The 25,520-nt window shown below is 36.2% G+C and carries 23 protein-coding genes; 18 read left to right on the forward strand and 5 right to left on the reverse strand.

The window, feature by feature from the left end:
- Position 1 precedes the first annotated feature (1 nt).
- Positions 2-418, reverse strand: coding sequence for an HYC_CC_PP family protein (locus tag DCS95_RS12325; RefSeq protein WP_244178452.1), 417 nt, complete (start codon positions 416-418; stop codon positions 2-4).
- Between the two features lie 188 nt (positions 419-606).
- On the opposite strand from DCS95_RS12325, the gene DCS95_RS12330 reads away from it, so the two are divergent.
- The 8 genes from DCS95_RS12330 (at position 607) to rodA (ending at position 9,614) form a co-directional block, all read left to right on the forward strand.
- Entirely contained in the window at positions 607-1,707 is a 1,101-nt protein-coding gene (locus DCS95_RS12330) for a hypothetical protein (protein WP_116771099.1), read from the forward strand.
- Between the two features lie 113 nt (positions 1,708-1,820).
- Complete coding sequence (locus DCS95_RS12335; RefSeq protein WP_116771100.1) at positions 1,821-2,270, forward strand: GAF domain-containing protein; 450 nt, start codon at positions 1,821-1,823, stop codon at positions 2,268-2,270.
- 92 nt (positions 2,271-2,362) lie between these two features.
- Entirely contained in the window at positions 2,363-3,895 is a 1,533-nt protein-coding gene (gene purH / locus DCS95_RS12340; RefSeq protein ID WP_116771101.1) for a bifunctional phosphoribosylaminoimidazolecarboxamide formyltransferase/IMP cyclohydrolase, read from the forward strand.
- Between the two features lie 56 nt (positions 3,896-3,951).
- Positions 3,952-4,980 (forward strand): rod shape-determining protein, encoded by a 1,029-nt coding sequence (locus DCS95_RS12345; protein ID WP_027066022.1) that lies wholly within the window; start codon positions 3,952-3,954, stop codon positions 4,978-4,980.
- A gap of 172 nt (positions 4,981-5,152) precedes the next feature.
- On the forward strand, positions 5,153-5,977 hold the full coding sequence (gene mreC / locus DCS95_RS12350) for a rod shape-determining protein MreC (protein ID WP_116771102.1): 825 nt from the start codon (positions 5,153-5,155) through the stop codon (positions 5,975-5,977).
- A complete protein-coding gene (gene mreD, locus DCS95_RS12355; RefSeq protein ID WP_116771103.1) occupies positions 5,967-6,476 on the forward strand; it encodes a rod shape-determining protein MreD in 510 nt (169 codons plus the stop codon). The genes mreC and mreD overlap by 11 nt, the downstream gene beginning before the upstream one ends.
- Positions 6,473-8,341 (forward strand): penicillin-binding protein 2, encoded by a 1,869-nt coding sequence (mrdA, locus tag DCS95_RS12360; RefSeq protein WP_116771104.1) that lies wholly within the window; start codon positions 6,473-6,475, stop codon positions 8,339-8,341. Before mreD ends, mrdA begins: the two co-directional genes overlap by 4 nt.
- Positions 8,325-9,614, forward strand: coding sequence for a rod shape-determining protein RodA (rodA, locus tag DCS95_RS12365; protein ID WP_407658172.1), 1,290 nt, complete (start codon positions 8,325-8,327; stop codon positions 9,612-9,614). The genes mrdA and rodA overlap by 17 nt, the downstream gene beginning before the upstream one ends.
- Here the strand turns inward: rodA and DCS95_RS12370 are convergent.
- Entirely contained in the window at positions 9,611-10,423 is an 813-nt protein-coding gene (locus DCS95_RS12370) for a DNA/RNA non-specific endonuclease (RefSeq protein WP_116771105.1), read from the reverse strand. The genes rodA and DCS95_RS12370 overlap by 4 nt on opposite strands.
- Before the next feature lie 91 nt (positions 10,424-10,514).
- On the opposite strand from DCS95_RS12370, the gene msrB reads away from it, so the two are divergent.
- The 3 genes from msrB to DCS95_RS12385 all read left to right on the forward strand — a co-directional run bounded on the left by msrB (position 10,515) and on the right by DCS95_RS12385 (position 12,044).
- Positions 10,515-10,973, forward strand: coding sequence for a peptide-methionine (R)-S-oxide reductase MsrB (gene msrB, locus DCS95_RS12375; protein WP_116771106.1), 459 nt, complete (start codon positions 10,515-10,517; stop codon positions 10,971-10,973).
- The gene (gene msrA, locus DCS95_RS12380) at positions 10,966-11,508 is read left to right on the forward strand and encodes a peptide-methionine (S)-S-oxide reductase MsrA (protein ID WP_116771107.1); all 543 of its coding nucleotides are present in this window, start codon (positions 10,966-10,968) and stop codon (positions 11,506-11,508) included. Before msrB ends, msrA begins: the two co-directional genes overlap by 8 nt.
- A gap of 128 nt (positions 11,509-11,636) precedes the next feature.
- Positions 11,637-12,044 carry a DoxX family protein gene (locus DCS95_RS12385; protein WP_116771108.1) on the forward strand — a complete coding sequence of 136 codons (408 nt, stop codon included), beginning with the start codon at positions 11,637-11,639 and terminating at the stop codon, positions 12,042-12,044.
- Positions 12,045-12,107: 63 nt separating this feature from the next.
- On the opposite strand, the gene DCS95_RS12390 is transcribed toward DCS95_RS12385, so the two are convergent.
- Positions 12,108-14,249 carry a carboxy terminal-processing peptidase gene (locus DCS95_RS12390; RefSeq protein ID WP_116771709.1) on the reverse strand — a complete coding sequence of 714 codons (2,142 nt, stop codon included), beginning with the start codon at positions 14,247-14,249 and terminating at the stop codon, positions 12,108-12,110.
- 190 nt (positions 14,250-14,439) lie between these two features.
- Between DCS95_RS12390 and surE the strand changes: the two genes are divergently transcribed.
- From surE to DCS95_RS12415, 5 genes are all read left to right on the forward strand, one after another.
- Complete coding sequence (gene surE, locus DCS95_RS12395) at positions 14,440-15,213, forward strand: 5'/3'-nucleotidase SurE (protein WP_116771109.1); 774 nt, start codon at positions 14,440-14,442, stop codon at positions 15,211-15,213.
- 31 nt (positions 15,214-15,244) lie between these two features.
- Complete coding sequence (locus DCS95_RS12400) at positions 15,245-15,529, forward strand: hypothetical protein (protein WP_116771110.1); 285 nt, start codon at positions 15,245-15,247, stop codon at positions 15,527-15,529.
- Between the two features lies 1 nt (position 15,530).
- Entirely contained in the window at positions 15,531-16,652 is a 1,122-nt protein-coding gene (gene lpxB / locus DCS95_RS12405) for a lipid-A-disaccharide synthase (RefSeq protein WP_116771111.1), read from the forward strand.
- A 68-nt stretch (positions 16,653-16,720) separates the two neighbouring features.
- The gene (locus tag DCS95_RS12410) at positions 16,721-17,287 is read left to right on the forward strand and encodes a C40 family peptidase (RefSeq protein WP_116771112.1); all 567 of its coding nucleotides are present in this window, start codon (positions 16,721-16,723) and stop codon (positions 17,285-17,287) included.
- A gap of 1 nt (position 17,288) precedes the next feature.
- Positions 17,289-19,301, forward strand: a complete 2,013-nt coding sequence (locus DCS95_RS12415) for a ComEC/Rec2 family competence protein (protein ID WP_116771113.1) — start codon at positions 17,289-17,291, stop codon at positions 19,299-19,301.
- Between the two features lie 6 nt (positions 19,302-19,307).
- Here the strand turns inward: DCS95_RS12415 and DCS95_RS12420 are convergent, their stop codons facing one another.
- Positions 19,308-20,840, reverse strand: a complete 1,533-nt coding sequence (locus DCS95_RS12420) for a peptide MFS transporter (protein WP_116771114.1) — start codon at positions 20,838-20,840, stop codon at positions 19,308-19,310.
- Between the two features lie 16 nt (positions 20,841-20,856).
- Positions 20,857-23,022: a S9 family peptidase gene (locus DCS95_RS12425; RefSeq protein ID WP_116771115.1), complete on the reverse strand. Its 2,166-nt coding sequence runs from the start codon at positions 23,020-23,022 to the stop codon at positions 20,857-20,859.
- Positions 23,023-23,233: 211 nt separating this feature from the next.
- Between DCS95_RS12425 and DCS95_RS12430 the strand changes: the two genes are divergently transcribed.
- Positions 23,234-24,550 (forward strand): hydroxymethylglutaryl-CoA reductase, degradative, encoded by a 1,317-nt coding sequence (locus DCS95_RS12430; RefSeq protein ID WP_116771116.1) that lies wholly within the window; start codon positions 23,234-23,236, stop codon positions 24,548-24,550.
- Between the two features lie 11 nt (positions 24,551-24,561).
- Positions 24,562-25,488, forward strand: a complete 927-nt coding sequence (locus DCS95_RS12435) for a GYDIA family GHMP kinase (protein ID WP_116771117.1) — start codon at positions 24,562-24,564, stop codon at positions 25,486-25,488.
- The last annotated feature ends 32 nt before the right edge of the window (positions 25,489-25,520 follow it).

The raw sequence follows: 25,520 nt of genomic DNA on the forward strand, positions 1-25,520 counted from the left end.
ATCAAATTAGAAATACTTGATTAAGAATATTTAAATCCTTTATCAGTATTGGTGGAGGATAAAAATTATGAAGAATTTCCTTTTCTGCAATATCAACAAACAAGCCTAAGTAAGCAGTTGTAAAGGAGTATAAAAATAGTTGTTGAGAATAATCTAAATCCGATTTATGATTAGATAAATCGTCTTGCCCTTGCAAAGTAAAAGCTTCATCGTCACAGCATGTTTTCTTTACTTCTGCTGCATCATCACCCAATAAAGACAAACCGGCTTTCATACCACAATCTTCTGCATGGGTAAATAAGGCGACATCCATTACCCGCCCCATGCACAAATGTTTTTCAACAGTCCACGAAACCGTAGACAGCAACAATAGCAAAGCCATCGTAATTGAAAAAACCCTATGTAGCAAATTTTTCATTGTTGCAAAGTTAACAATTATAAATTTCCAATGTTTAAAATCCACTTTTTTAACGATATCACGTAGTGTTCTCTATGCAAACCGTGCTAAAATCGAAAAAACCGAACACCAATTATACGATTACATCGCTTTTTAAGTTAAAAATGTTAAACACATTAACATTATAACCATTAACTAAATTTAAAATCATGAAAAAACATGTAAGACACGCATTTTTAATATGCTCTATCGCTCTTTTTATAGGGAGCTGTAGTTCTGACGACGGATCAATTTTTGATACTCCATTACCAGATGACACTACAGGAGATGACGGCACCGATGACGCTGATGAGCCAGAAGTGGCAACAATAGTTTTTAACGAAGCTGTTCCTTCTTCAAATATTACAACAGCCTCTGCTAGCGGAGAAGCCGGCACGAATGTTACCGGTAGAGTTATTTTTACTTCAGACGCTACCACACAACGTAGAATGTACATTACCCAAAATTATTTAGGACAAGGAGAAATGCCTTTTAGTTCTTTTGATTTGGTAAGTGATGATTTAACCAAAGCTTTAAAAGCCGATGGTTCTATTGACTTAGATGGCGCCACTAAGAAAGAAATCGATTTTTCTTTTCCTCTTCCAGTGCCAGATATTGAAAATGGAGAGATTGTATATTCCTTCTGGACAACTACCGGAAAAGGTGACTTTAGAGATAGCTCAAAAAGATTGGCTTTAGGTGTGGGTCAAATTACGGTTACAGTAGGTACGGGCACCAATCCTGTTGCTGCCGTTAGGGAATTTGCAGATATAAAACTATTTGCCCCGGCACAAGATGGAACAACAGAATCTTTCTTTTCGCTATTGAACGAAACCGTTTATAGAATTAATGTAGGCCCTGAGTTTAGAGCATTTTGGGATTTTGGATACTACTACGGAGCTTCTGGTAATTCTGCTGGTGATTACGCTTCTTTTGCTTCTACGGAACAATATGATAATTCTTTTGGATTTGCAGTAGAAGGACTTCAACCTGGCGCAGACGAAGAAAATGCAGAAACAGAAACATTGAACCAAATGTTCTTTGCAAGTTCAACAACTATAGATGTTGCCGCTTTTGATGCTATCACCCTAAATAGTGAATTAGACTTCATTGCAAGCTCAAGCTCGCAAAACATAACCAACCTAAGTGTAGGTGATATTGTAGAGTTCGTTGATAACTACGGCAAAAAAGGCCTAATTAAAATTACCGCCATTGAACCAGGTTTTAACAATAACGATTTCATTGAATTCGATGTTAAGATCCAACCATAATGGCAAATCATAATTTTTAGATTTAAAAAGAGGATGTTTAAAAACATTCTCTTTTTTTTGTTTTAGCACACACCGTCACATTACAACAATATGTATTTTTGTAAAAAAAAGTAATGTTCGAAGCACTTCGCCCTCAAGTAAGTTCCATAATAGATTCAAACAAAACTCCAGATGCCAAAATGCTAGCCATTTGTGAACTTCTAAAAGCTGAAATACCTCACTATGACTGGGTAGGCTTTTATTTTAAAAATGGAGACAAAAGAGAACTAAAACTTGGGCAGTATGCAGGTGCCCCAACTGACCATACCATAATTCCTTTCGGAAAAGGCATTTGCGGACAAGTAGCCGAAAGTAATGAAAATTTTGTGGTGCCAGATGTACAGGCGCAAGACAACTACATTGCCTGTAGTATTACCGTAAAATCAGAAATAGTTGTACCTCTATTTTTAAACGGCGAAAATATTGGTCAAATAGACATTGATTCTAATACTCCCGACCCTTTTACCAAGGCAGATGAGACCTTTTTAGAATTCGTAAATTTTGAAGTAGCCAAAATTCTTTAAAACTTTAGCCTTTTTGTTGATAAACTAGCTCATTTTATAACTGCAAAAAAATTACTTTTGCTTGCTTATTAAAAACATTTAAGCATCATACAATGAGCAGTGTAAAAAAAGCGTCTTCAGCCTTAATTTCAGTTTTTCATAAAGACGGATTAGAGCCAATAGTAAGAAAATTTCAAGAATTAGGAATCACTATTTACTCCACCGGAGGAACCGAAAAATTCATAACTGACTTAGGAATTGACGTTGTTCCCGTAGAAGACGTAACAAGCTACCCTTCTATTTTAGGAGGAAGAGTAAAAACTTTACACCCAAAAGTATTTGGTGGTATTTTAAACAGACAAGACAACGAAAGTGATGTTGCCCAATTGGCCGAGTTTGAAATTCCACAGATAGACATCGTTATTGTTGACCTATATCCGTTTGAAAAAACAGTAGCTAGTGGTGCACCAGAACAAGATATCATTGAAAAAATCGACATAGGAGGTATTTCCCTAATACGTGCAGCAGCCAAAAACTTTAAAGATGTAACCTGTGTTTCTTCAATGGAAGATTATGCAGATTTTCTTGAGGTTATATCTGCAGATAACGGAAATATCAGCTTAGAGGACAGAAAGCGTTTTGCCGCTAAATCATTCAATGTTTCCTCTCACTACGATACTGCTATATTCAACTACTTCAACCAGAATCACGATTTAGCTTCTTTAAAAATCAGCGAAACTTCTGGTAAGGTATTACGCTATGGAGAAAATCCTCATCAAAAAGGATTCTTCTTTGGCGATTTTGATGCTATGTTCTCTAAACTGCACGGTAAAGAACTATCATACAACAATCTATTAGATGTTGATGCAGCAGTAAACCTAATGCTAGAATTTAAGAACGACGCACCCACTTTTGCAATTCTAAAGCACAACAATGCTTGTGGATTGGCACAAAGAGACACATTACACCAAGCTTATGTTGACGCTTTGGCCGGTGATCCCGTATCTGCATTTGGCGGTGTTCTTATCAGCAACAAAGAAATTGATAAGGCTACCGCAGAGGAAATTCACAAATTGTTCTGTGAGGTTGTTATAGCACCAAGCTACAATGCAGAAGCATTGGAAATCTTAAAAGGTAAGAAAAACAGAATCATCCTAATTCAAAATGAAGTTGAAATGCCAGAAATGCAAGTAAGAACTTGCTTAAACGGTATGTTGCTTCAAGAAAAAGACCATAAAACAGATACGGTTGCAGATTTGACCAATGCAACAGATACAAAGCCAACAGATCAAGAGTTAGAAGATTTAATTTTTGCTTCTAAACTTTGCAAGCATACAAAATCCAACACCATTGTTTTAGCCAAAAACAAACAACTTTGTGCAAGCGGTACCGGACAGACCAGTAGAGTCGATGCATTAAACCAGGCAATACACAAAGCGCAATCATTTAATTTCGACCTTAAAGGTGCGGTTATGGCAAGTGATGCTTTCTTCCCTTTCCCTGACTGTGTGGAAATTGCGGACAAAGCCGGGATCACCAGTGTAATACAACCTGGCGGATCAATCAAAGACCAATTAAGTATAGATTATTGCAACGAACACAAAATTTCAATGGTGATGACAGGTACACGTCATTTCAAGCATTAATTTCATTACTTTTGTCGATGAAATACACCCTTTTATCTAAAATTTAAACATCACATATGGGATTTTTTGATTTCTTGACCGAGGAAATAGCTATAGATTTAGGTACAGCGAACACCCTTATAATTCACAACGACAAGGTAGTTGTTGACAGTCCGTCAATTGTTGCCAGAGATAGAATTAGCGGCAAAATTATTGCAGTTGGTAAAGAAGCCAACATGATGCAAGGAAAGACCCATGAAAATATAAAGACCATTAGACCATTGAAAGATGGTGTAATTGCAGATTTTGATGCTTCCGAAAAAATGTTGATGATGTTCATTAAGAACATTCCTGCATTAAAGAAGAAATGGTTTCCTCCAGCATTGCGCTTGGTAATTTGTATACCAAGTGGAATTACAGAAGTGGAAATGCGTGCGGTAAAAGAATCTGCAGAACGTGTTAATGGTAAAGAGGTGTATTTGATCCACGAACCAATGGCGGCAGCTATTGGTATCGGCCTAGACATTATGCAACCAAAAGGTAACATGATCGTTGATATAGGTGGTGGTACCACTGAAATTGCCGTAATTGCCCTTGGAGGTATTGTTTGTGACAAATCTGTAAAGATTGCAGGTGATGTTTTCACAAATGATATTATTTATTACATGCGTACACAGCACAACCTTTACGTTGGTGAAAGTACGGCTGAAGCAATTAAGATAGAAATTGGTTCTGCAACAGAAGATCTTCAATCTCCACCAGATGAAAAATCTGTACAGGGTCGTGATCTTTTAACCGGAAAACCAAAACAGGTTCAGATTTCTTATAGAGAGATAGCTAAAGCCTTGGATAAATCTATATTACGTGTAGAAGATGCGGTAATGGAAACCTTATCTCAGACGCCACCAGAATTGGCTGCCGATATTTACAATACAGGTATATATCTTGCAGGTGGTGGTTCTATGCTACGCGGACTTGATAGAAGATTGTCTCAGAAAACCGATTTACCTGTGTATATCGCAGAAGATCCGTTACGTGCAGTTGTTCGCGGTACAGGTATTGCCTTAAAAAATCTAGAACGTTATAAAAGTATATTGATCAAGTAAGAAGTTCTTTTTTAAAGAATAACTTTTTAACTTCATGGTAAACATCCTTTAGCAAAGTTCAAGATCCATTTATAAGTCATTAAATGATGAATTTTCAAGTTAAATCTTGAAAGAACTTAGCTTATAACAGTTAATTTTAAATCTCGATTATAGAGTAAAAATTTAGAGGTGAATGCAGCAGATCATAAATTTTTTAATTAGGTATAAGATTTTCTTGCTATACCTTTTTTTGCTCTTTATTTCTTTCATTTTTACCTTTCAGTCGCACTCATACCACCAATCTAAATTTTTAAACTCTTCTAACTACATCACCGGAAGCATTTATACATTTTCAGATAATATAACTTCCTATTTTGGTCTAAGGGAAGAAAACAAAAGACTCGTTGAAGAAAATAAGCGACTTAGAGATAGGCTATTCAATAACGTATTACTACCCTCGTCTACAATAGATTCCACTTCGGTAGATTATGAAGTAACAAGGGGGCGTGTCATCAATAACAGCTATGCCGATCAGCGTAATTATATAACTATCAACAAGGGCAAAAATGACAGTATTGCCCAAGATATGGGGGTTATTACCGATAAAGGTATTCTTGGCATTGTAGAAAATACATCGAACAATTTTGCGACCGTTCAAAGTATTTTAAGTGATAAGTCTACCATAAATGCCAAAATCAAAAATTCCAATCACTTTGGGTCTTTGGTCTGGGAAAACACCACCGACTACAATGTAGTTCAGCTTATAGATATACCGAGATTAGTTCCATTAACCATAGGCGACACCATAGTTACGGGCGCAATGAGCAGTATTTTCCCAGAGAACATACCTATTGGAACCATTAAGAGTTTTGACTTGGACAATTCTAAAAGTTTCTATTTTATTAACGTAGAACTGTTCAATGATATGACCAATATTGGCAATGTATATATTATTAGAAATTTACACCGTAAGGAAGTTTTAGAATTAGAAGCAGAAACAGAAGCCAATGATCAATAGTACGTCTTTTTTAATTGTGCTCCGATTTATTTTATTGGTGCTGGTACAAGTACTGGTTTTTAATAAACTGAATTTCTTTGGCTATATAAACCCTCTTGTTTATATTCTTTTCCTTTACTGGTATCCTATTAAACAAAATAGAACTACTTTTATAATACTATGCTTTTTCTTAGGACTTTGCGTAGACACATTTTCTGATACACTTGCCATAAACGCCGCAGCTACAGTAACCATAGCTTATCTTAGACCAACCATTATGCGTTTTGTTTTTGGTGTCAATTATGAATTTCAAAGTTTTAAGTTAAACAATAGCACAAAGGCACAACAATTTACGTTTTTAGCGTTATTGATTATAATACATCACTTGGTATACTTCACTTTAGAAATTTTCAGCTTTTCGAACAGCTTGTTAATTTTGCAGAAAACAGTAGTAGTGGGTATTTCCACATTGATATTAGCCATTTTGTTCAGTACGTTATTCAGCTCTAAAAAAGAATGAGAAAAATTCTTTTATCAACTATAATCATTGTCATAGCAATTACCTTTTTGGGAAGGCTATCCTATTTGCAAATATTCAGTTTTTCTGCAGATCAGGTTTTAGATGACCCTGCTATTAAGGCAATTTATGATTATCCTGAACGTGGTTATATCTATGACCGTAATGGTGAGTTATTGGTAGGTAATGATCCTGCCTATGACGTTATGGTTATCCCAAGGGAAGTAAAACCTTTAGACACTTTAGAATTCTGTGGATTATTGGGTATCGACAAAGAGAAATTCATTCAAAAACTAAGAAAAGCTAGGGTTTATTCCCCTCGTCTTCCTTCAGTTTTAGTACCACAACTCTCCAAAGAAGACTATGCCAAGCTACAGGAGAAAATGCGAAAGTATAAAGGCTTCTATATTCAAAAAAGATCTTTACGCTATTATGACACTCCAAGCGCAGCAAATGTACTTGGCTATATTAGTGAGGTTAACGAAGGTGACCTTGCCGTTAACAAATACTACGTTCAAGGTGAGCTCAAGGGCAGAACTGGTGTAGAGCGTTATTATGAAGATTTGTTGAGAGGCAGAAAAGGTGTACAGTATATTCAGAAAGATAGGTTTAATAGAGATATTGGTCCGTACAAAAACGGTGCTTTAGATACTTTACCTGAACAAGGAAAGCAAATCAGCATTACTATTGATAAAACACTTCAGGAGTATGGCGAAACCTTAATGCACGGTAAAAGAGGTGGTATTGTAGCTATTGAACCCGCTACCGGTGAAATTCTCTCCATGATTTCCGGACCAACCTATGATCCAGCATTATTGGTCGGAAGAGAACGTTCAAAAAATTATACCAAACTTTATAATGATACAATAGCAAACCCAACTTGGGACAGATCTATTCACGCACAACAACCACCGGGCTCTCCTTTTAAAACACTAAATGCCCTTATTGCATTACAAGAAGGTGTTTTAGATGAAAATACTACTATACAGTGTTATCACGGATTTTATGTGGGCAGAAAAAAAAGAGGCTGTCACTGTGGTGGTGGCTTACGAAACCTGAACAGTGGAATTTCACAATCATGTAATGCTTATTTCGCGGGTGCATTCAGAAAAATATTCGAAAAATTCGAAACTACCGATGAAGGCATGGACGTTTGGGAAAAGCACATGCGTAGCTTTGGTCTGGGCGATTATTTAGGATACGATTTACCTTTTGGTCAAAAAGGCCGTATTCCCAGTAAAGAATACTATGATAAGTGGTATGGCGATAATAGATGGAGCTCTTCTTATATTATTTCCAACTCTATCGGACAAGGCGAAATATTGGCAACACCTGTTCAATTGGCGAATATGACCGCAGCTATTGCTAACAGAGGGCATTACTTTACCCCTCACATCTTAAAGAAAATTGAAGGGAAAGATATTACAGAGCCTAAATTTACAGAGGCCAAACATACTACAATTGATAAAAAACATTTTGAACCAGTGGTACAGGGTATGGCCGATGTATATAAAAGTGGAACTGCAAGATGGTTACAAATACCCGGAATTGAAGTTGCTGGCAAAACCGGTACCGCAGAAAATTTTACTAAAATTAACGGGGTACGTACACAATTAACAGATCACTCGGTTTTTGTAGCATTTGCACCTGTAGATGACCCTAAAATCGCCATCGCCGTTTATATTGAAAACGGATATTTTGGATCTAGATATGCTGGTCATATCGCTACTTTAATGATTGAAAAATACCTTAAAGGTGAAATCACATTGAAGACCCTTGAAAAGAGAATGCTTGAGAAAACATTAGAAGCTGAATACGCGAAACCCTACAGTGGGGAAGAGTTCAAAATAAATGAGCGTGTCTGGTAGAAGTATACTTAAAAGAATAGATTGGCTAAGTGTTTTTATCTATTTAGCACTGGTACTCATAGGTTGGGTAAATATCTACTCCAGCACATTTACCGATGATAGCAGCTCCATTTTTGATATTAGTACCAGATATGGCAAGCAACTGTTTTTTATTGGCGTCAGCTTAGTTACTATTGTCGTAATCCTCGCCTTGGAGGTTAACTTTTACGAAAGGTTTTCTAGCTTGTTCTACCTCATTTCAATGGTTTCATTACTTGGCTTATTCGTATTCGGTAAGACCATTGCAGGCGCAACTTCTTGGTACGACCTTGGTTTTTTTAACCTACAACCTTCAGAGTTGGCCAAAGTAACTACAGCGCTAGCACTTGCAAAATATTTAAGCGATATACAAACCGATATTAAAAGGAGAAAAGATCAATTCTACGCCCTAATGATCATCATTGTACCCGCTCTATTAATCATACCTCAACCAGATCCCGGTAGTGCCCTGGTATTCTTTGCCTTGATATTTGTAATTTTCAGGGAAGGTTTACCGCTATATTATTTAGTTGTAGTATTAAGTTTAATACTCGTATTTGTTACAACACTAATGTTCGGTACAGTTTGGCTTATTATTGGGCTTGTATTACTTACCATTATATTGTTCGCCCTTAAAAGAAAAACCTTTAAAATTCCGGTTATACCTCTTGGGCTTACCTTTGCCGCTGTAATACTATTTTCCCTGTCGGTAAATTTTGTATTCAACAATGTGTTCGAACAACGCCATAGAGATCGTTTTAGTCTTTGGCTAAGACTTGAAAAAGACCCTAAAAAGCTAGAGCAAATTAGAAAGTCTATTGGATACAACACCTATCAATCTGAAAAAGCTATTGAATCTGGTGGGCGATGGGGAAAAGGATTTCTTGAAGGTACCCGTACCAAGGGAGATTTTGTACCTGAACAAGACACCGATTATATATTTAGTACCGTTGGTGAAGAATGGGGATTTTTAGGTACCTCAACCGTGATCATTTTATTCTCGGTTTTATTTTTAAGATTGATTTCATTGGCCGAACGGCAGAAGAATGCCTTTGCCAGAATGTACGGTTATGGCGTAATATCAATCTTACTTATTCACTATTTTATAAATATTGGCATGGTAATAGGTATTCTACCAACCATTGGTATTCCGCTACCTTTCTTTAGTTATGGTGGCTCTGGGCTACTATTCTTTACAATTCTATTGTTTATTTTCTTGAGACTAGATACCAACAGACTAAAAGAAGGTTATTAAAACTTCCAACCCACAGTATTTTTACTTCCTTCAAAAACCTTTTGCTTCTCTTTTGGCAATTGATTAAAAAAATCGATTCCTGTAGCCTGTTCAATATCGTCTACCGAAACGACAAAATTTCTAAGCGATGTAAATTGAGGCTTATTCGGTATCAAAAAGGAAAGGCTATAAATCTTATCACCCTTCTTTCTAACTATTATTTTATAGAATGTATTGGGAACATCAACATCTTCATCTCCTATTTCTTCTAAGCTACTTTCGAGCACTCCGCCAGTAAATATATACAAAGTACCGTATTGCTTTGCCCAACGCCTTGTTTGTTGCTCTAAGTCGTTCCAAATACCGGAATTGAACTCTCTATCTTGCGGACTTATATTACTTGTATAAAAGGTTTCATTGTATGCCTGCAATGAAAACCTGCGATCACCCGCCGGCACTAAATGACCACGATCATACCCAGACCCTTTATAATTACGCCAATCCGCAGACTTGGAAGATACGTATGGATCTTCTATAAAATAGGGTCGCTTTCTGTCGTCATAGGTTAAATGGCTTTTATCGAGAACGTAGGCTACCCACTCCGCTTGTTCAAAAGGTTCATTATACGATAAGGTAAAAAAAGAATGATTTACAATTTCACCGGTCGTAGACTCGGGCAGTAGTTCTTTTGGAAAATTATTAGAACCAACTTCATTATCGTTATTTGAATAGGTAGCCGGAGTATAAAAATTTTCAAACAACCAAAAGCCTACAATACACACAAGAATTAGAATACTATAAATAGTGCTATTTTTTTTACGGTATGCCATGCGCCAAAATTACCGTAATTTTGTAAGAACTAAGGCATTTTACCGACCAATAAAACCAGTATTATAAAGTCTAAACGAAAGGATAATTATGATGTTAACTTGGAAAGATGTTATTCATTTTTCAGTGAATGGTAACCCAAAGCCCGACAGACGGGTTGAAAAAACAGAACAGGAATGGAAAGAAATTCTAACACCTGAGCAATTTAGAGTTACCCGTAAAAAAGGTACGGAAGCACCGCATTCCGGAGCATTATGCACAGTACACGATGCCGGCAAATATGAATGTATTTGTTGTGGCACCTCTTTATTCGATTCTACCATAAAGTTTGAATCTGGTACGGGGTGGCCAAGTTTTACGCAACCCATAAAAGAAAACGCCATAAAGTATCATAAGGATACGTCTTATGGTATGATACGAGTAGAGGTAATGTGTAATACTTGCGATGCCCATTTGGGTCATGTTTTCCCCGACGGACCGGAACCAAGCGGATTACGCTACTGTATAAATTCTGAATCTATGCAATTAGAAAAAGAGGAAACTCATGGATAACACAAATCTAGAAATTGCAACTGTTGGTGGTGGCTGCTTTTGGTGTACAGAAGCGGTATTTCAAGAGGTAAAAGGTATTCACAACGTGGTATCTGGATATACTGGTGGAAAAGCTCCTGGAAGACCCACCTATAGAGAAATCTGTTCAGGCCTAACCGGTCATGCAGAGGTGGTTCAGGTTACTTTTGACCCATCCATCATTACTTATGAAGATATTCTTATCATCTTTATGACCACACACGACCCAACTTCACTCAATAGACAGGGTGCTGATGCCGGCACTCAGTATAGATCCGTTATTTTCTACCACGATGACGAACAACAGAAGAAAGCAAAAATAGTACTTGATGAAATGCAAGTGGTTTACGACAAGCCTATTGTAACAGAATTAAGTCCATTAGGTATATTCTATGACGCAGAAGATTATCACCAAGATTATTACAAGAACAATTCTGAACAAGGGTATTGCCAAGTGGTCATAAATCCGAAATTGACCAAACTTAGACAGTTACACGCCGATAAACTATTATCATAAATTGCATTTCGGTCTACCTTTAACGAAATTCAATTCATCTATATCAATTTTCCATTCACCTATGAAATCTTTAAAGATTCATAGGTGAATTTATTTTTGGGTCATAATAATCTTAAAACCTACTTATTATGAAATCTCAAAAAACATTCTATTATATTGCTTTAGGTCTTTTTAGCATAGCCGTAATCGGATCCATAATCAACTCCATCATAAATTTTGAGACAGTTGCTGATACATTCTCAAAACTTGGTTACCCAACATATCTTATATACGTTTTAGGCGTTTGCCAGTTTATAGGCTTAGCAATGATTTTAATAAACAAATCTCACTGGGTATTAGAATGGGTATATGCAGGCTTTTTCATGAACTATACACTTGGCGCTTTGGCTCATTTAGCTATAAAAGATGGTAATGGTGCTTCTGCCGTAGTATGTATTGTACTATTGTTCGTAACCTATATTCAAAGTAGAAAAATACGAAACACGAATAATGAACTAGAAGCATTTGGCAAGCCAGAATTCGTTAAATATATCTAACTCAAATCAACAAAAAAGCCGCTACAATTTCATGTAGCGGCTTTTTGTATTTACAATACTTTATTAATTTTTTACACTAGCTAGTTTACCTTGCTTAATGTTGTTCATCTTTAAATCTTCTAAAACATTTACCGCTTCTTCTACATAAACATCCTTTGCCAAATTCTTATGCCATCTATTACGTTTTTCACGTAAGACAGAATCTTTGGTAAACAATTCTTCCTCATAACCTAAAGATTGAAAGGTAAGTTTAGAATCATAATCGGTTAACTTTTTGAAATAATCAGATTGTTCTTTATCCTTGATTTTCTCTTCTTTATACGTATCATAATTCAAAGAAATTTCTGTTTCGTCCTGCTCGGCCTTTAACCATTTGGCGTTTTCTTCGATCAACTTAATTTGAGGACTGTTTGCCATACGTTTTTTACTATCGGCAATCGTTTTCTCATAATCGATATAACCATCCCAAGGCTTATAATCCGCTGGGGTAATTTTGTCCCAACCTAACGGATTGGATTGATCTCTTTCTCCTAAATCAATATAACTATATCTATCTGGAACAATAATGTCACTCTTTACACCTTCTAACTGGGTAGATCCACCGTTTATTCTATAGAACTTCTGAGTAGTGATTTTAATTGCACCCAAATCGCCATGCTCATTACTACGCAACATATTGTTCAATGGTATAACGTTCTGTACGGTACCTTTACCAAAAGTTTGTTTGCTACCAATTACAACAGCTCTTTTGTAATCTTGCATAGCAGCTGCCAAAATCTCACTAGCAGAAGCCGATAATTCGTTTACAAGAATTACCAATGGACCATCCCACTGTATTCTTTCATCTTTATCATCATATACGTCTTTACCCTTATCCTTAGAACGAACTTGAACAATAGGACCATCTTTTATGAAAAGACCTGCCATTTCAACAACCGTTTTTAATGATCCACCTCCATTATCACGTAAATCAAGAATTAGGCCTTCCATGCCTTCATCCTTTAAACGTTCAACTTCTTTTGCAACATCGGTAGCTGCATTTCTTTCACTATAATCATTAAAATCAACATAGAATTTCGGCAAATTAATGATTCCGAATTTTTCTTGACCTTTAATAATATTTGCAGATTTTGCATAAGACTCTTCCAATTCAACTACATCTCTTGTCAATGAAACCACATCTAGAGAACCATCTACTTTTCTTACCGTAAGGTCTACTACAGTACCTTGAGCTCCTTTTATCAATTTAATTGCATCGTCTAAACGCATACCAACAATATTGATAGGCTCTTCTCCATTTTGACCAACTTTTATAATTTCGTCACCTACTTCTAATCGTTGATCTCTCCAAACTGGTCCGCCAGAAATGATTTCAACGATTTTTGCACCTTCAGGTTTTTTCTGAAGTCTTGCCCCAATACCTTCAAACTTACCAGACATGCTGGTATCGAATTTTTCTTTTTCTTCTGGAGCAAAGTAAAATGTATGTGGATCAAACTCGTCTACAATTGTATTAATATATTGTACAAACCAATCTTTACGTTCTAAATCACCAACAAAATCAAAAAACTCATCTAACGTTGCTTCTGTTGACTTTCTTGACGCCTCTTCGGCTTCTTTTGGAGTCTTTGCCACTTTACTATCATCCCCTTCTACACCATCTACTTCACCATTCTCTATTTTAGAAATCTTAGAGTCGTAAGTACCCAAGGTTGCATACTTCAATTGCTTTCTCCAACGTTCTTTAAGCTCTTCTCTATTAGCGGCAAAAGGTTCTTCATCATATTTTATACTGATGCTTTCATTTTCAGAATAATCAAAAGGTGTTTCTAAAACCTCTTTATAAATTTCCTTCGCATCGTTCATACGCTGTATCAATCTTTCATGCACTACATTAAAGAAAGTGATATCGGTATTCTTAATCTCATCATCAATTTGATATTTATACTTTTCAAACTCCGCAATATCCGAAGCTAAAAAATATCTTTTGGTGGGATCAATAACATCTATGAAGTCTTCAAATACATGTACCGAAAAATCATCATTTAGAGATTTAGGCTCATAATGCCCTTTTTCAAGTACATAGGTTATTAAATCTAACAACAATTTATCCTTGTCATCATTTTCAAAATTCTTATTGGTAAAACTGCACGATGCCACTGCCGCTAACATCAATAACAGTACGTAGGCTAAATTTCTTTTCATAAAATTATCTTTTACTTTCCTTTTCAATATCTCCGAATTTGAGGGTTTACAGTAGCAGTAAAAGCCACTTAAACCTCTAAGGTAAAGAAAAAACCATGCCATTTAATGGGGTTGGAATTAATTTTTTGTTAAACGGCCAACGGAACATATCATATTTAAAAACGTATTTTTACTACAGAAAGTATACGCTATGGAAAAACCATTGATTTTAGTTACCAACGATGATGGTATAACCGCACCAGGGTTACGCATGTTGATTACCATCATGAAAAAAATTGGAGATGTTGTGGTGGTTGCACCAGATAGTCCGCAATCTGGTATGGGCCATGCCATCACCTTAGATACCGCCCTATTTTCAAAAAAAATGAGAATAGACCTTGACAATGACGATATTGATGAATATAGCTGTAGTGGCACACCCGCTGATTGTGTGAAGTTGGCATTACAAGAACTACTGCCAAAAAAACCCGATATCTGTGTTAGCGGTATCAACCACGGGGCCAACTCTTCTATAAACGTTATTTATTCTGGTACTATGAGTGCAGCTATAGAAGCCGGTATTGAAGGTATTCCTGCAATCGGGTTCTCTCTTTGCGATTATAATTGGGATGCCGATTTTACCCATGCACAAGATTATATTGCTACCATAGTTACACAAGCCTTGGAAAATGGAATTCCTAAAAGAACGGTTTTAAATGTCAATATTCCGAAACTTGAAAAGAAGGATATCAAGGGAATTAAAATCTGTAGACAGGCAAAAGCTAATTGGAAAGAAAAATTTGATAAGCGCACCAACCCAATGGGCAAAGATTATTATTGGCTTACGGGAGAGTTTGAGCTTTTGGACAAAGGAGAAGATACAGATGAATGGGCATTGGCAAACGGCTATATCTCTGTAGTACCCACTCAATTTGATTTAACAGCGCACCATGTTATTCAAGAATTAAATACTTGGAGTCTTTAACGTATAAAATTATTTAGAAGAAACACTTTAAATGAATACCAAAAAAGAAATTATAATCGGTTTTATAGTAGGTCTAATTGCTAACACCATTGGCACATTATTATACATTCTTTTATTTTCCGATTTAAGTATAACCGAAACTTTTGAAGCAGCCGTTGCACAAGAACATATTGGTAGTCTTTTAGCTTTAGGTGCCATTCTCAACTTAATTGCCTTTTTCGGGTTTTTAAAAATTAAAAGAGACCATAGGGCAAAAGGTGTATTGATTGCCACCATTTTAACCGCTTTTATAATCTTATATTATAAAATCTTCTAGAATGAAATACTACATTATTGCCGGTGAAGCCTCGGGTGACCTACATGGATCCAACCTAATTAAAGCGATCATTGAACAAGACAATGATGCCGAGATAAGATGTTGGGGCGGAGACTTAATGCAGCAAGCTGGCGGAACATTGGTAAAACACTATAAAGAGTTAGCTTTTATGGGGTTCCTAGAGGTGATCATGAACCTGAACGCCATTTTTAAAAACATAAAGTTCTGTAAGCACGATATTGCAGCATTTAAACCTGATGCCATTATTTTTATTGACTATTCGGGATTTAATTTACGCATCGCCAAATGGGCAAAAGAGCATAATTTCTTAACCAATTATTATATATCTCCGCAAATATGGGCATCAAGGGAAGGTAGAATAGAAAAAATCAAAGCTACAATTGACCACATGTACGTTATTCTGCCTTTTGAGAAAGAATTTTACCAAAAGAAACATAATTACCCAGTACACTTTGTGGGCCATCCTTTACTGGATGCTATTGCCAATAGGCCGGTATTAAACGAAAGTGATTTTAGGTCTCAAAATAATCTCGACCCGAAAAAACCTATTATTGCCTTACTACCCGGAAGCAGAAAGCAAGAGGTTCAAAAAATGCTTAGCTTAATGCTTTCACTTACTAATGATTTTGCGGACCATGAATTTGTTATTGCAGGTGCGCCTAGTCTTGAAAAGGATTTTTACGATACGTTTTTAAATGATGCCAATGTAAAATTCATTCAAAACAAAACTTATGATTTGCTTTCGGTATCTAAAGCCGCCCTTGTTACTAGTGGTACGGCCACACTAGAAACAGCCCTGTTCAAAGTGCCACAGGTAGTTTGTTATAAAGCTAATTGGATCTCTTATCAAATTGCAAAACGTATTATTACACTAGAATATATTTCTTTGGTCAACCTGATTATGCAAAAAGAAGTCGTTAAAGAACTGATACAAGACGATTTTACCAAACAAAATTTAAAAAAGGAACTTGCCTCTATCTTGAATGGCAAAGAAAGAACTGAACAACTATCATCTTATAATGAGCTTATTGCAAAATTAGGGGGTTCTGGAGCTAGTTCGAATGCTGCCACGTTGATCATTGAAAATGCCAAAAGTGCTTAGGTTTATATATTTTAGAAAATAATTCTATAATTTTGAAGTTACTCGTACTATAGTGTACACCTTTTTATATGCGTAAACTGCCATTCTTTCTTATTATTTGCTTTTTAGCCAGCTGTGGGGCTAAAAAGAGTACTAGTTCTGATAAAGAAAGAACAATATCTGTTGCTGCCGCAAATAATGAACGAACAGGTAACACAACGCAACCTTCTAATACAGATACACGCAGAGTTACAACAACTAAGACTGCCAATACCAAAGCTGACGAAATTATCAATACCGCACTTTCATTTGCGGGAACTCGATATAAATTTGGAGGTACCACTAGAAAAGGGATGGACTGTTCTGGACTTTTATATGTTTCTTTTGGGGAGCATGATGTTCAATTACCACGTACCTCTTTTCATATGGCGGAAGAAGGCCATAGAGTAGCGGTTAAGCATATTGAGAAGGGAGATCTGTTATTTTTTAAGACTACCAGAGGATCTAAACGTATTAATCATGTTGGTATGGTGGTGGATACAGATAATGATGAAATTACTTTTATTCACGCATCAACATCACGTGGTGTTACCGTTTCTTCGTTAAGAGACGGTTTCTGGAACCAAGCATTTGTAAAGGCTACAAGAATTTTATAACATGAAGCTCTTAGCGTTTATTCCTATTAGATTAACGCTTTTACTCATTCTTGGAATTTTATTAGGTTATTTTTTTACGTTCAACTTACAGTATCTACAGATATTCATCATCGTTCTTTTTCTTGTCCTCGCGGCAATCTTTTTGTTTGAAAAGAATACGAAATCGATTTTATTCGGAATAGTTTCCGCCATATTGTTTGTATCCATAGGCACTTACAGCTATACTAATGCCCAACCTATCAATCATGAAGATCATTATACCAAACGTACTTTCTCAGATTATGACATTCGGAACTTAAAAATCAAAGAAGTTTTAAAACCAACCCAGTATTCTTCGCGGTACTACGCCACGGTTAAAAGTATTGGTACGCACCCAACAAACGGTACAATCTTAATTAGTATACCGAATGACTCATCTATTGCCAGTTTAGAAATAGATGACGAAATAATGACTTATTCCAAAATAGAAATTATTGAGTCACCTTTAAATCCACATCAATTCGATTATAAAAATTACTTGAAAAGTTTAGGCATTTATCATCAAATGAGAATAAAACCTAGGCAATTTACAATTACTCCAACCGCTAAAACCTCTTTAAAAGGCATTGCCGCCAAGGCGCGAAACCATATCATCGCCAAACTAAAAAATGAAAATTTTGGGCAGGATGAACTAGGTGTAATTCAAGCCCTATTATTAGGGCAACGATCAGAAATATCGCAAGAGAACTATACTAATTACCAAAAAGCCGGAGCTATACATATTTTAGCCGTTTCTGGGTTGCACATTGGTATACTACTATTATTAATACAATTTTTGTTAAGCCCTATAAAACAATTACCCAAAGGCAGAACAATTATTTTGTTGCTATCAGTGATACTATTATGGGGGTTTGCATTTTTGGCAGGGCTCTCTGCCAGTATTATACGCGCTACTACCATGTTCACATTTGTAGCCTATGCACTATACTTAAATAGACCTAGCAACACCTTTAACATTCTGGCATTATCGATTCTTTTCATCCTATTATTTATTGACCCCAATTTATTATTTCAGGTTGGTTTTCAAATGAGCTATGCTGCGGTTTTCGCCATACTTTGGATTTTCCCTTTATTGAAAAACATATGGTATCCGAAGAATAAAATAGTTCGATATTTTTGGCAATTACTGTGTGTAAGCATTGCCGCCCAACTTGGGGTTCTGCCAATAAGTTTATTCTATTTTCATCAATTTCCCGGTCTTTTCTTTATCTCTAATTTGGTTATCGTACCCGCTTTAGGCCTGATTCTTGGAATGGGTATTTTGGTAATTTTTCTCTCCCTCATAAACTGGCTACCATCACAAATAGCATTGATATATAATGATATTATCTGGTTAATGAATTCTCTTATTGCATGGGTGGCACAACAAGAAAGTTTTATTTTTAAAGCTATCCCTTTCGATTTTATTCAATTGATTCTCTCATTTACCGTAATAGTATTGGGACTTGAACTTTGGGCTAAATTTAATTATAAACGTTTGCTACTGTTCTTTACCTGTATTATTTGTTTTCAAGGATATACCATATATCAAGAATATGAAGCCAATGAAAAAATAGAAGCTATTGTACTACATAAAACCAAAGAACGAAATATTTTAAATAGAAACGGAAAAAACCTATCTATCTTGAATGATGGTAACAATCAAACGAATTATCTCATTACAGGATATACTACGGCAGAACGTGTACGTACAATTCGTTTTGACACTTTAAAGAACAGCTATCTTTTTAAAGATGAACCTCTGATAATAATTGATAGCACTGGTATTTACCCGCCATCTCCTTCCCATAAAATACTTCTTACACAATCTCCCAAAATTAACTTAGACCGGTTAATAGATAGTATTAAACCCAGCGAAATCATCGTAGATGGTAGCAACTACAATAGTTATGTTGACCGATGGAAAGCAACCTGTATAAAAAATAAAATCCCTTTCCACTATACAGGTGAAAAGGGAGCTTATTATTTAGAATAAAATATCTTAATGCACCTTGCCCATTAATTTTTTAATGAGCGGTGATGCCACAAGTACAATTAACCCAGCACCAATAGCGTACTTGGCAATTAGTAAAAAACCATCTGTATATACTGTTAAGGTTTCAAATCCACCTACATTTTTATCGGTACTTTCTATTGCCAATTGTTTTCCTATGAAACCAACAATTTGGAACGCAAAGGCAGAGGATAAGAACCATACCCCCATAATAAAGGCAATTAATCTAGCAGGAGCTAAATCGGTCATTTTGGACAACCCAACAGGAGACATAAACAACTCCCCCACCGACAGTAAGAAATACATTAACAATAAGTATGTGAACGGTACAAAACCATTGTCATTGGCACTTCCTCCACTTATAGCCAAAACGTAGAAACTTATACCTGCAAAAAGCAATCCTAATCCGAATTTATACGGTGTTCTAGGGTTCCAGTTTTTCTTGCTCAACCATGTCCACATCATTGAAATAGGAATAGCCAATATTATAATGAACATCGAATTCAGTGAATTGGTCTGTGCAGCGGACATAATACCGTCTAAATCAATATTTCTAGCAGCAAACAATGTAATTACACTACCCGATAGTTCATGGAAACCCCAAAAGATAGTCATGAAAAATGTTAGCAAAACAGCTACGAACAACTCTTTTCTTTCTTTAATATTTGCCTTGAACATTTCGTACGCCAAGTATGCTAGAACTGCAATACCTATTCCGGTAAAAATAACATTGACAATATTCTGATCGGCAAACATACCTTCTGTTGCTATAGCCTTATAGGAAGACAATAACAAAGCAATTAACGGCGCTGACAATACTGCTAAAACCGGTACAAGAATTCCTTGCTTTACACCAAGTACTTTTCTTTCCAAAACATGCTCATTTGGAGGCAGACCTCTATTCCCGAACACATTGTTTTGAATACCTCTCCAAAATACGATCAAACCTGTTAACATACCAATACCTGCCAAGCCAAAACCATAGTGCCAGCCATATGTTGCAGCTAGCCATCCACATAGTAACGGAGCAACCCATCCACCAATATTAATTCCCATGTAAAATATGGTGAACCCTGAATCTTTTTTAGGATCGCCTTTCTCGTACAAAGTACCAACGAAGGTAGAAATGTTAGGCTTAAAAAATCCATTACCCACAATTATAAGAGATAAGGCCAAGAAGAAGGCCATATTATCTTCTATTGCCAAAACAAAGTGACCTATGGACATAAGAATACCTCCTAAAAAAATAGAGTTACGCATTCCTAAAATCTTGTCGGATAATTTACCTCCAATTACGGTAGAGGCATATACTAAAGAGCCATATGATGAGTAAACTGCGGCAGTTGCATAATCTCTTTCTGCCAATGCTTGAAAAATTACGTCGATCATGTAGAGCGTGAGCAGTGCACGCATTCCGTAAAAGCTAAAACGCTCCCATAATTCTGCAAAAAATAAATAAAATAAACCCTGTGGGTGCCCAAAAACCTGTTTTTGGTCTGAGAACTCAGTACTTTCAGTCATATTGATGTTAGTTTGGTTATAGTTTTTCTTTTATAAAATTGGTCATTTTGTTATAGAGGTGAATTCTTGTATTTCCTCCATAAATGCCGTGATTTTTATCAGGATAGATTCCCCAATCAAATTGTTTGTTCGCCTGTATCAAAGCTTCGATCATACGCATTGAATTCTGCACATGCACATTATCGTCTCCTGTACCATGAATCAACAAATAATCACCTTCCAACAAATGAGGATAGTTGAACGGGGAGTTGTCATCATAACCACTTTGGTTTTCTTGCGGTGTTTGCATGTAACGCTCCGTATAAATAGTATCATAAAAAGCCCAAGAAGTAACAGGTGCAACCGCTATAGCCATTTCAAAAGTATCATTACCCTTTAAAATACAGTTGGTAGACATAAAGCCTCCATAGCTCCAGCCCCATATACCAGTTCTTTCTTCATCTATATATGGTAATTCACTCAGCTTTTTTGCAGCAGCTATTTGATCTTCCACCTCGTACTTACCCAACTCTTTTTGGGTAACTTTCTTGAAATCTCTTCCTTTAAATCCGGTTCCACGACCATCTACACAAGCAACTATGTAACCTTCGGCTACTAAACCTTGATGCCAGTAATCATTAGCGCCCATCCAGCTGTTGCTCACATTTTGTGAACCAGGACCACTATATTGATACATAAATAATGGATATTTCTTTGATGCATCAAAATCTTTTGGCTTGATCATGTACATATTCAAATCATTGCCATTAATAGAAATCGTAGAAAATTCTTTGGGGCTAACAGCATAGCTTTTTAACCTTTGCAACAATTGATCATTATCTTTTATATCTTTTACCTTCTTGCCATTAACAGCTTTGTGCAATGTATATACCGGCGGCATTTCGGCACTTGAGAATGTATTGATGAAATAGGTAAAATCTGTACTAAAAGAAGCATTGTTTGTTCCTTCCACAACAGCTAATGCTTTCTTATCATCACCAGCGCTACTAATATTATAAACACCACGGTTAATTGAACCGTTCTCTGTAGATTGGTAATAGATCTTATCCTCATTTTGGTCATACCCATAGTATTTGGTTACTTCCCAATCTCCTTTTGTAATCTGGTTCATTAAGCTGCCGTCTTCGCCGTATAAGTAGATATGGTTCCAACCATCTTTTTCACTAGTCCATATAAAGCTATCGTCTTCTAAAAAGGTCAAATTATCGGTAACATCCACATATGCATCATCTTTCTCTTCCAACAAAACAGAAACTTCATTCTTTTTCGCGTTTACCGCATACATTGTTAAATGGTCCTGGTGCCTATTCAAAGTTTGAACACTCAACATGTCTTTATGGTTCATCCACTTAATACGTGGTATGTAGTATGCATTGTTTACATCTACCGCAGCTATATCTCCGCTAGCAACATCTAAAAGTTGTAAGGTAACAAGCGAATTGTTCTCGCCTGCTTTTGGATATTTGAAGACATAAGGTTGTTGATATAATCCGGTACCGTAAACATCCATTGAAAACTCCGGTACATTTGTCTCGTCAAAACGCAAAAAGGCTATTTTACTTCCGTCTGCATTCCACTCATAGGCACGAACAAAGGCAAATTCCTCTTCATAAACCCAGTCGGTAACACCGTTAATAATTTGATTATTTACCCCATCGGTAGTAACCTGTTCGGTCTTCTTTGTGTCTATCGTAAAAATATATAGATTGTTATCTTTTACATATGCTACCCGATTACCATCTGGAGAGAATAAAGGTTCTTGAATTTTTGACTCACTAACCTTAACGACATTTTTTGTTGCAATATCATACACATAATAAATACCCAATCTAGACCTTCTAAAAATGGGTTCTATTTCTGTTGAAAGCAACAATTTTTTCTCATCATCACTAAAAGTATACGCAGAAAAGGAAGGTATTTCAGCGATATCTGATGATGACACCACCGTTCCTACTTTTTCTAAAGTCTTGTAATCATATTTATCTACCGTCGTCTCTTGGCTGATTCTGTTGGTATGCAATACCGTGTATTGAGTACCGTTGTTCATGGAACGCAGAGCTTCTAACCCTTCCGTTCTAAATGCACCTTGATAAATTTCAGAAACCGAAATAGGTTTGTCTTGTGCCCAAATAATTACGTTGAAGGAAAGTAAAATCAACGTAAATAAGTGTATTTTTCGCATAAATAATTGAATTTTGTTAAATCTCTCAAGTTTACCACTATTTCCTTAAAAAAACACGCTTTAGCCGAAAAAAGAAGCTGCTTTTAACGCTTTGTCCATATAAAATAGATTCAGGTCAATATGCTTATCTTTACCAGCGTAAAAATGGAATTTATTTACATGTATTCCAATCTTTACAAAACATGAACCATTAGAAGAAAGTTATACCTAAATGACCCAGCCAATAAGTGGTTTCTCTAAACTCTCGAAAGAAGAGAAAATAGATTGGATCACCACAAATTACACCCAGAACGCAGCACAGTCAAAAAAAATTCTGCAAACGTATTGGAATCAAAATGACAGTATACAACAGTTGCACGATGAGTTTATAGAAAACACCATTACCAACCTTTATGTACCCCAGGGCATTGCTCCCAACTTTTTAATAAACGATTCTCTTTACGCTATTCCTATGGCAATAGAAGAGAGTTCGGTAATTGCAGCAGCAAGCAAGGCCGCAAAATTTTGGCTGAACAAAGGCGGATTTAAAACTAAAATATTAGGTACTGAAAAAGTTGGTCAAGTTCATTTTATATATAAAGGAGACCCCAATAAACTAAACTCTTTTTTCACCTACTTAAAACCTATACTACTTGCCGATAGTGCTTCTTTGACATCTAGTATGGAAAAAAGAGGCGGCGGCATTACCGATATTATCTTAAAGAACAAAACGAATGAGCTGGCTCATTATTTTCAATTACATGCCACCTTTGAAACCAAAGATGCCATGGGCGCCAATTTCATTAATAGCTGTTTGGAGCAATTTGCCGCAACATTAAAAAAAGAAGCCGCTAGTTTTGAAGGTTTTTCTGCTCAGGAAAAAGATATTGAGATCGTAATGAGCATTCTATCTAATTATGTACCCAATTGTACCGTTCGCGCAGAAGTTAGTTGCCCAGTAGAAGAATTAAAACTTACTACCGAATTGACCCCACAACTTACTGCCGAAAAAATAGTACAAGCCATAAAGATTGCACATGCAGAACCTTACAGAGCGGTAACGCACAACAAAGGTATCATGAACGGAATTGATGCCGTTGTATTAGCAACAGGTAATGACTTTAGAGCGATCGAAGCTGGGGTTCATGCGTATGCCTGTAGAAATGGTCAATATAGTAGCTTGACCCACGCTGCCATTGAAAACGGAATTTTCACCTTCTGGATAGAATTACCTTTGGCACTAGGTACCGTTGGCGGACTTACAAACTTGCACCCGTTAGTGAAACTAAATCTTGAAATGCTTCAGCGACCGTCTGCAGAAGAGCTTATGCAAATTATAGCTGTTGCAGGCCTGGCACAAAATTTTGCAGCTGTAAGTTCATTGGTAACTACGGGTATTCAAAAAGGGCATATGAAAATGCATCTTTTGAATATTCTTAACCAACTTGGTGCCAATGAAAATGAAAAGGCAACATTAGTAGACTACTTTAAAACCAACCCGGTAACCCACCATGGTGTAGAACTACAACTTAACCAAATAAGAAAATAAGCCTTAACCGTATGCCCAAAACTATTTATAGTAACGGTAAATTATTGCTCACAGGGGAATATGCCATTCTTGATGGGGCAAAGGGTTTAGCCCTACCTACCAAGTTTGGACAATCATTGAGTTTATCTTACACAGATTCTGAGAATTTTGTGTGGAACAGTTTAGATGAAAATGATGCGGTATGGTTTAGCGCCGAGCTTTCAAAAAAAGATCTAAAAGCTATATATACTTCCGACCAAGAGGTAGCCTACAGGCTATCTCATATACTATCTGAAGCTAAAAAACTTAACCCATTATTTGAACCTAGCATCATAGAAGCAAATACCGTAGATGCCAAAGTTACTTTCCCTAGAGATTGGGGGCTTGGCACTTCTTCTACCTTAATCAATAATATTGCTGAATGGGCTGGCGTAAATCCTTATAAATTGTTAGAAGCCACTTTTGGTGGTAGTGGCTACGATATAGCATGTGCCAAACATAATACACCTATTATTTATAAAAGAAACGGTTTTAGCCCTAATGTAGAGGAAGTCATCTTTAATCCGAATTATTCAGATAGACTATTCTTTATTTATCTGAATGAAAAGAAAAACAGTAGGGACGCCATAACCAGTTACAGAAATTTAGATTTTGATAAAGAAAAATTGATCAATCAAATTAACAATATTACGGAGAAGGTTCTAAAATGCTCAACATTGGCTGAATTTGAGAACTTATTAAACCTTCACGAAACCATCTTGTCCCAGACACTTCAAATTAAAACTATTAAAAACATTCGTTTCGCAGACTACCCTAATACTATTAAAAGTTTAGGAGCATGGGGCGGAGATTTTGTACTTGTTACCGGAACAATGGAGGATATGGAATATTTTAAAAATAAAGGCTATTCCACTATACTACCCTATAAAAAAATGATTCTACAAAAAAAGAGCATCTAAATAAGATGCTCTTTTTTTATGTTTAAACAAGT

Source organism: Maribacter litoralis, assembly GCF_003075045.1.
Classification (GTDB): domain Bacteria; phylum Bacteroidota; class Bacteroidia; order Flavobacteriales; family Flavobacteriaceae; genus Maribacter; species Maribacter litoralis.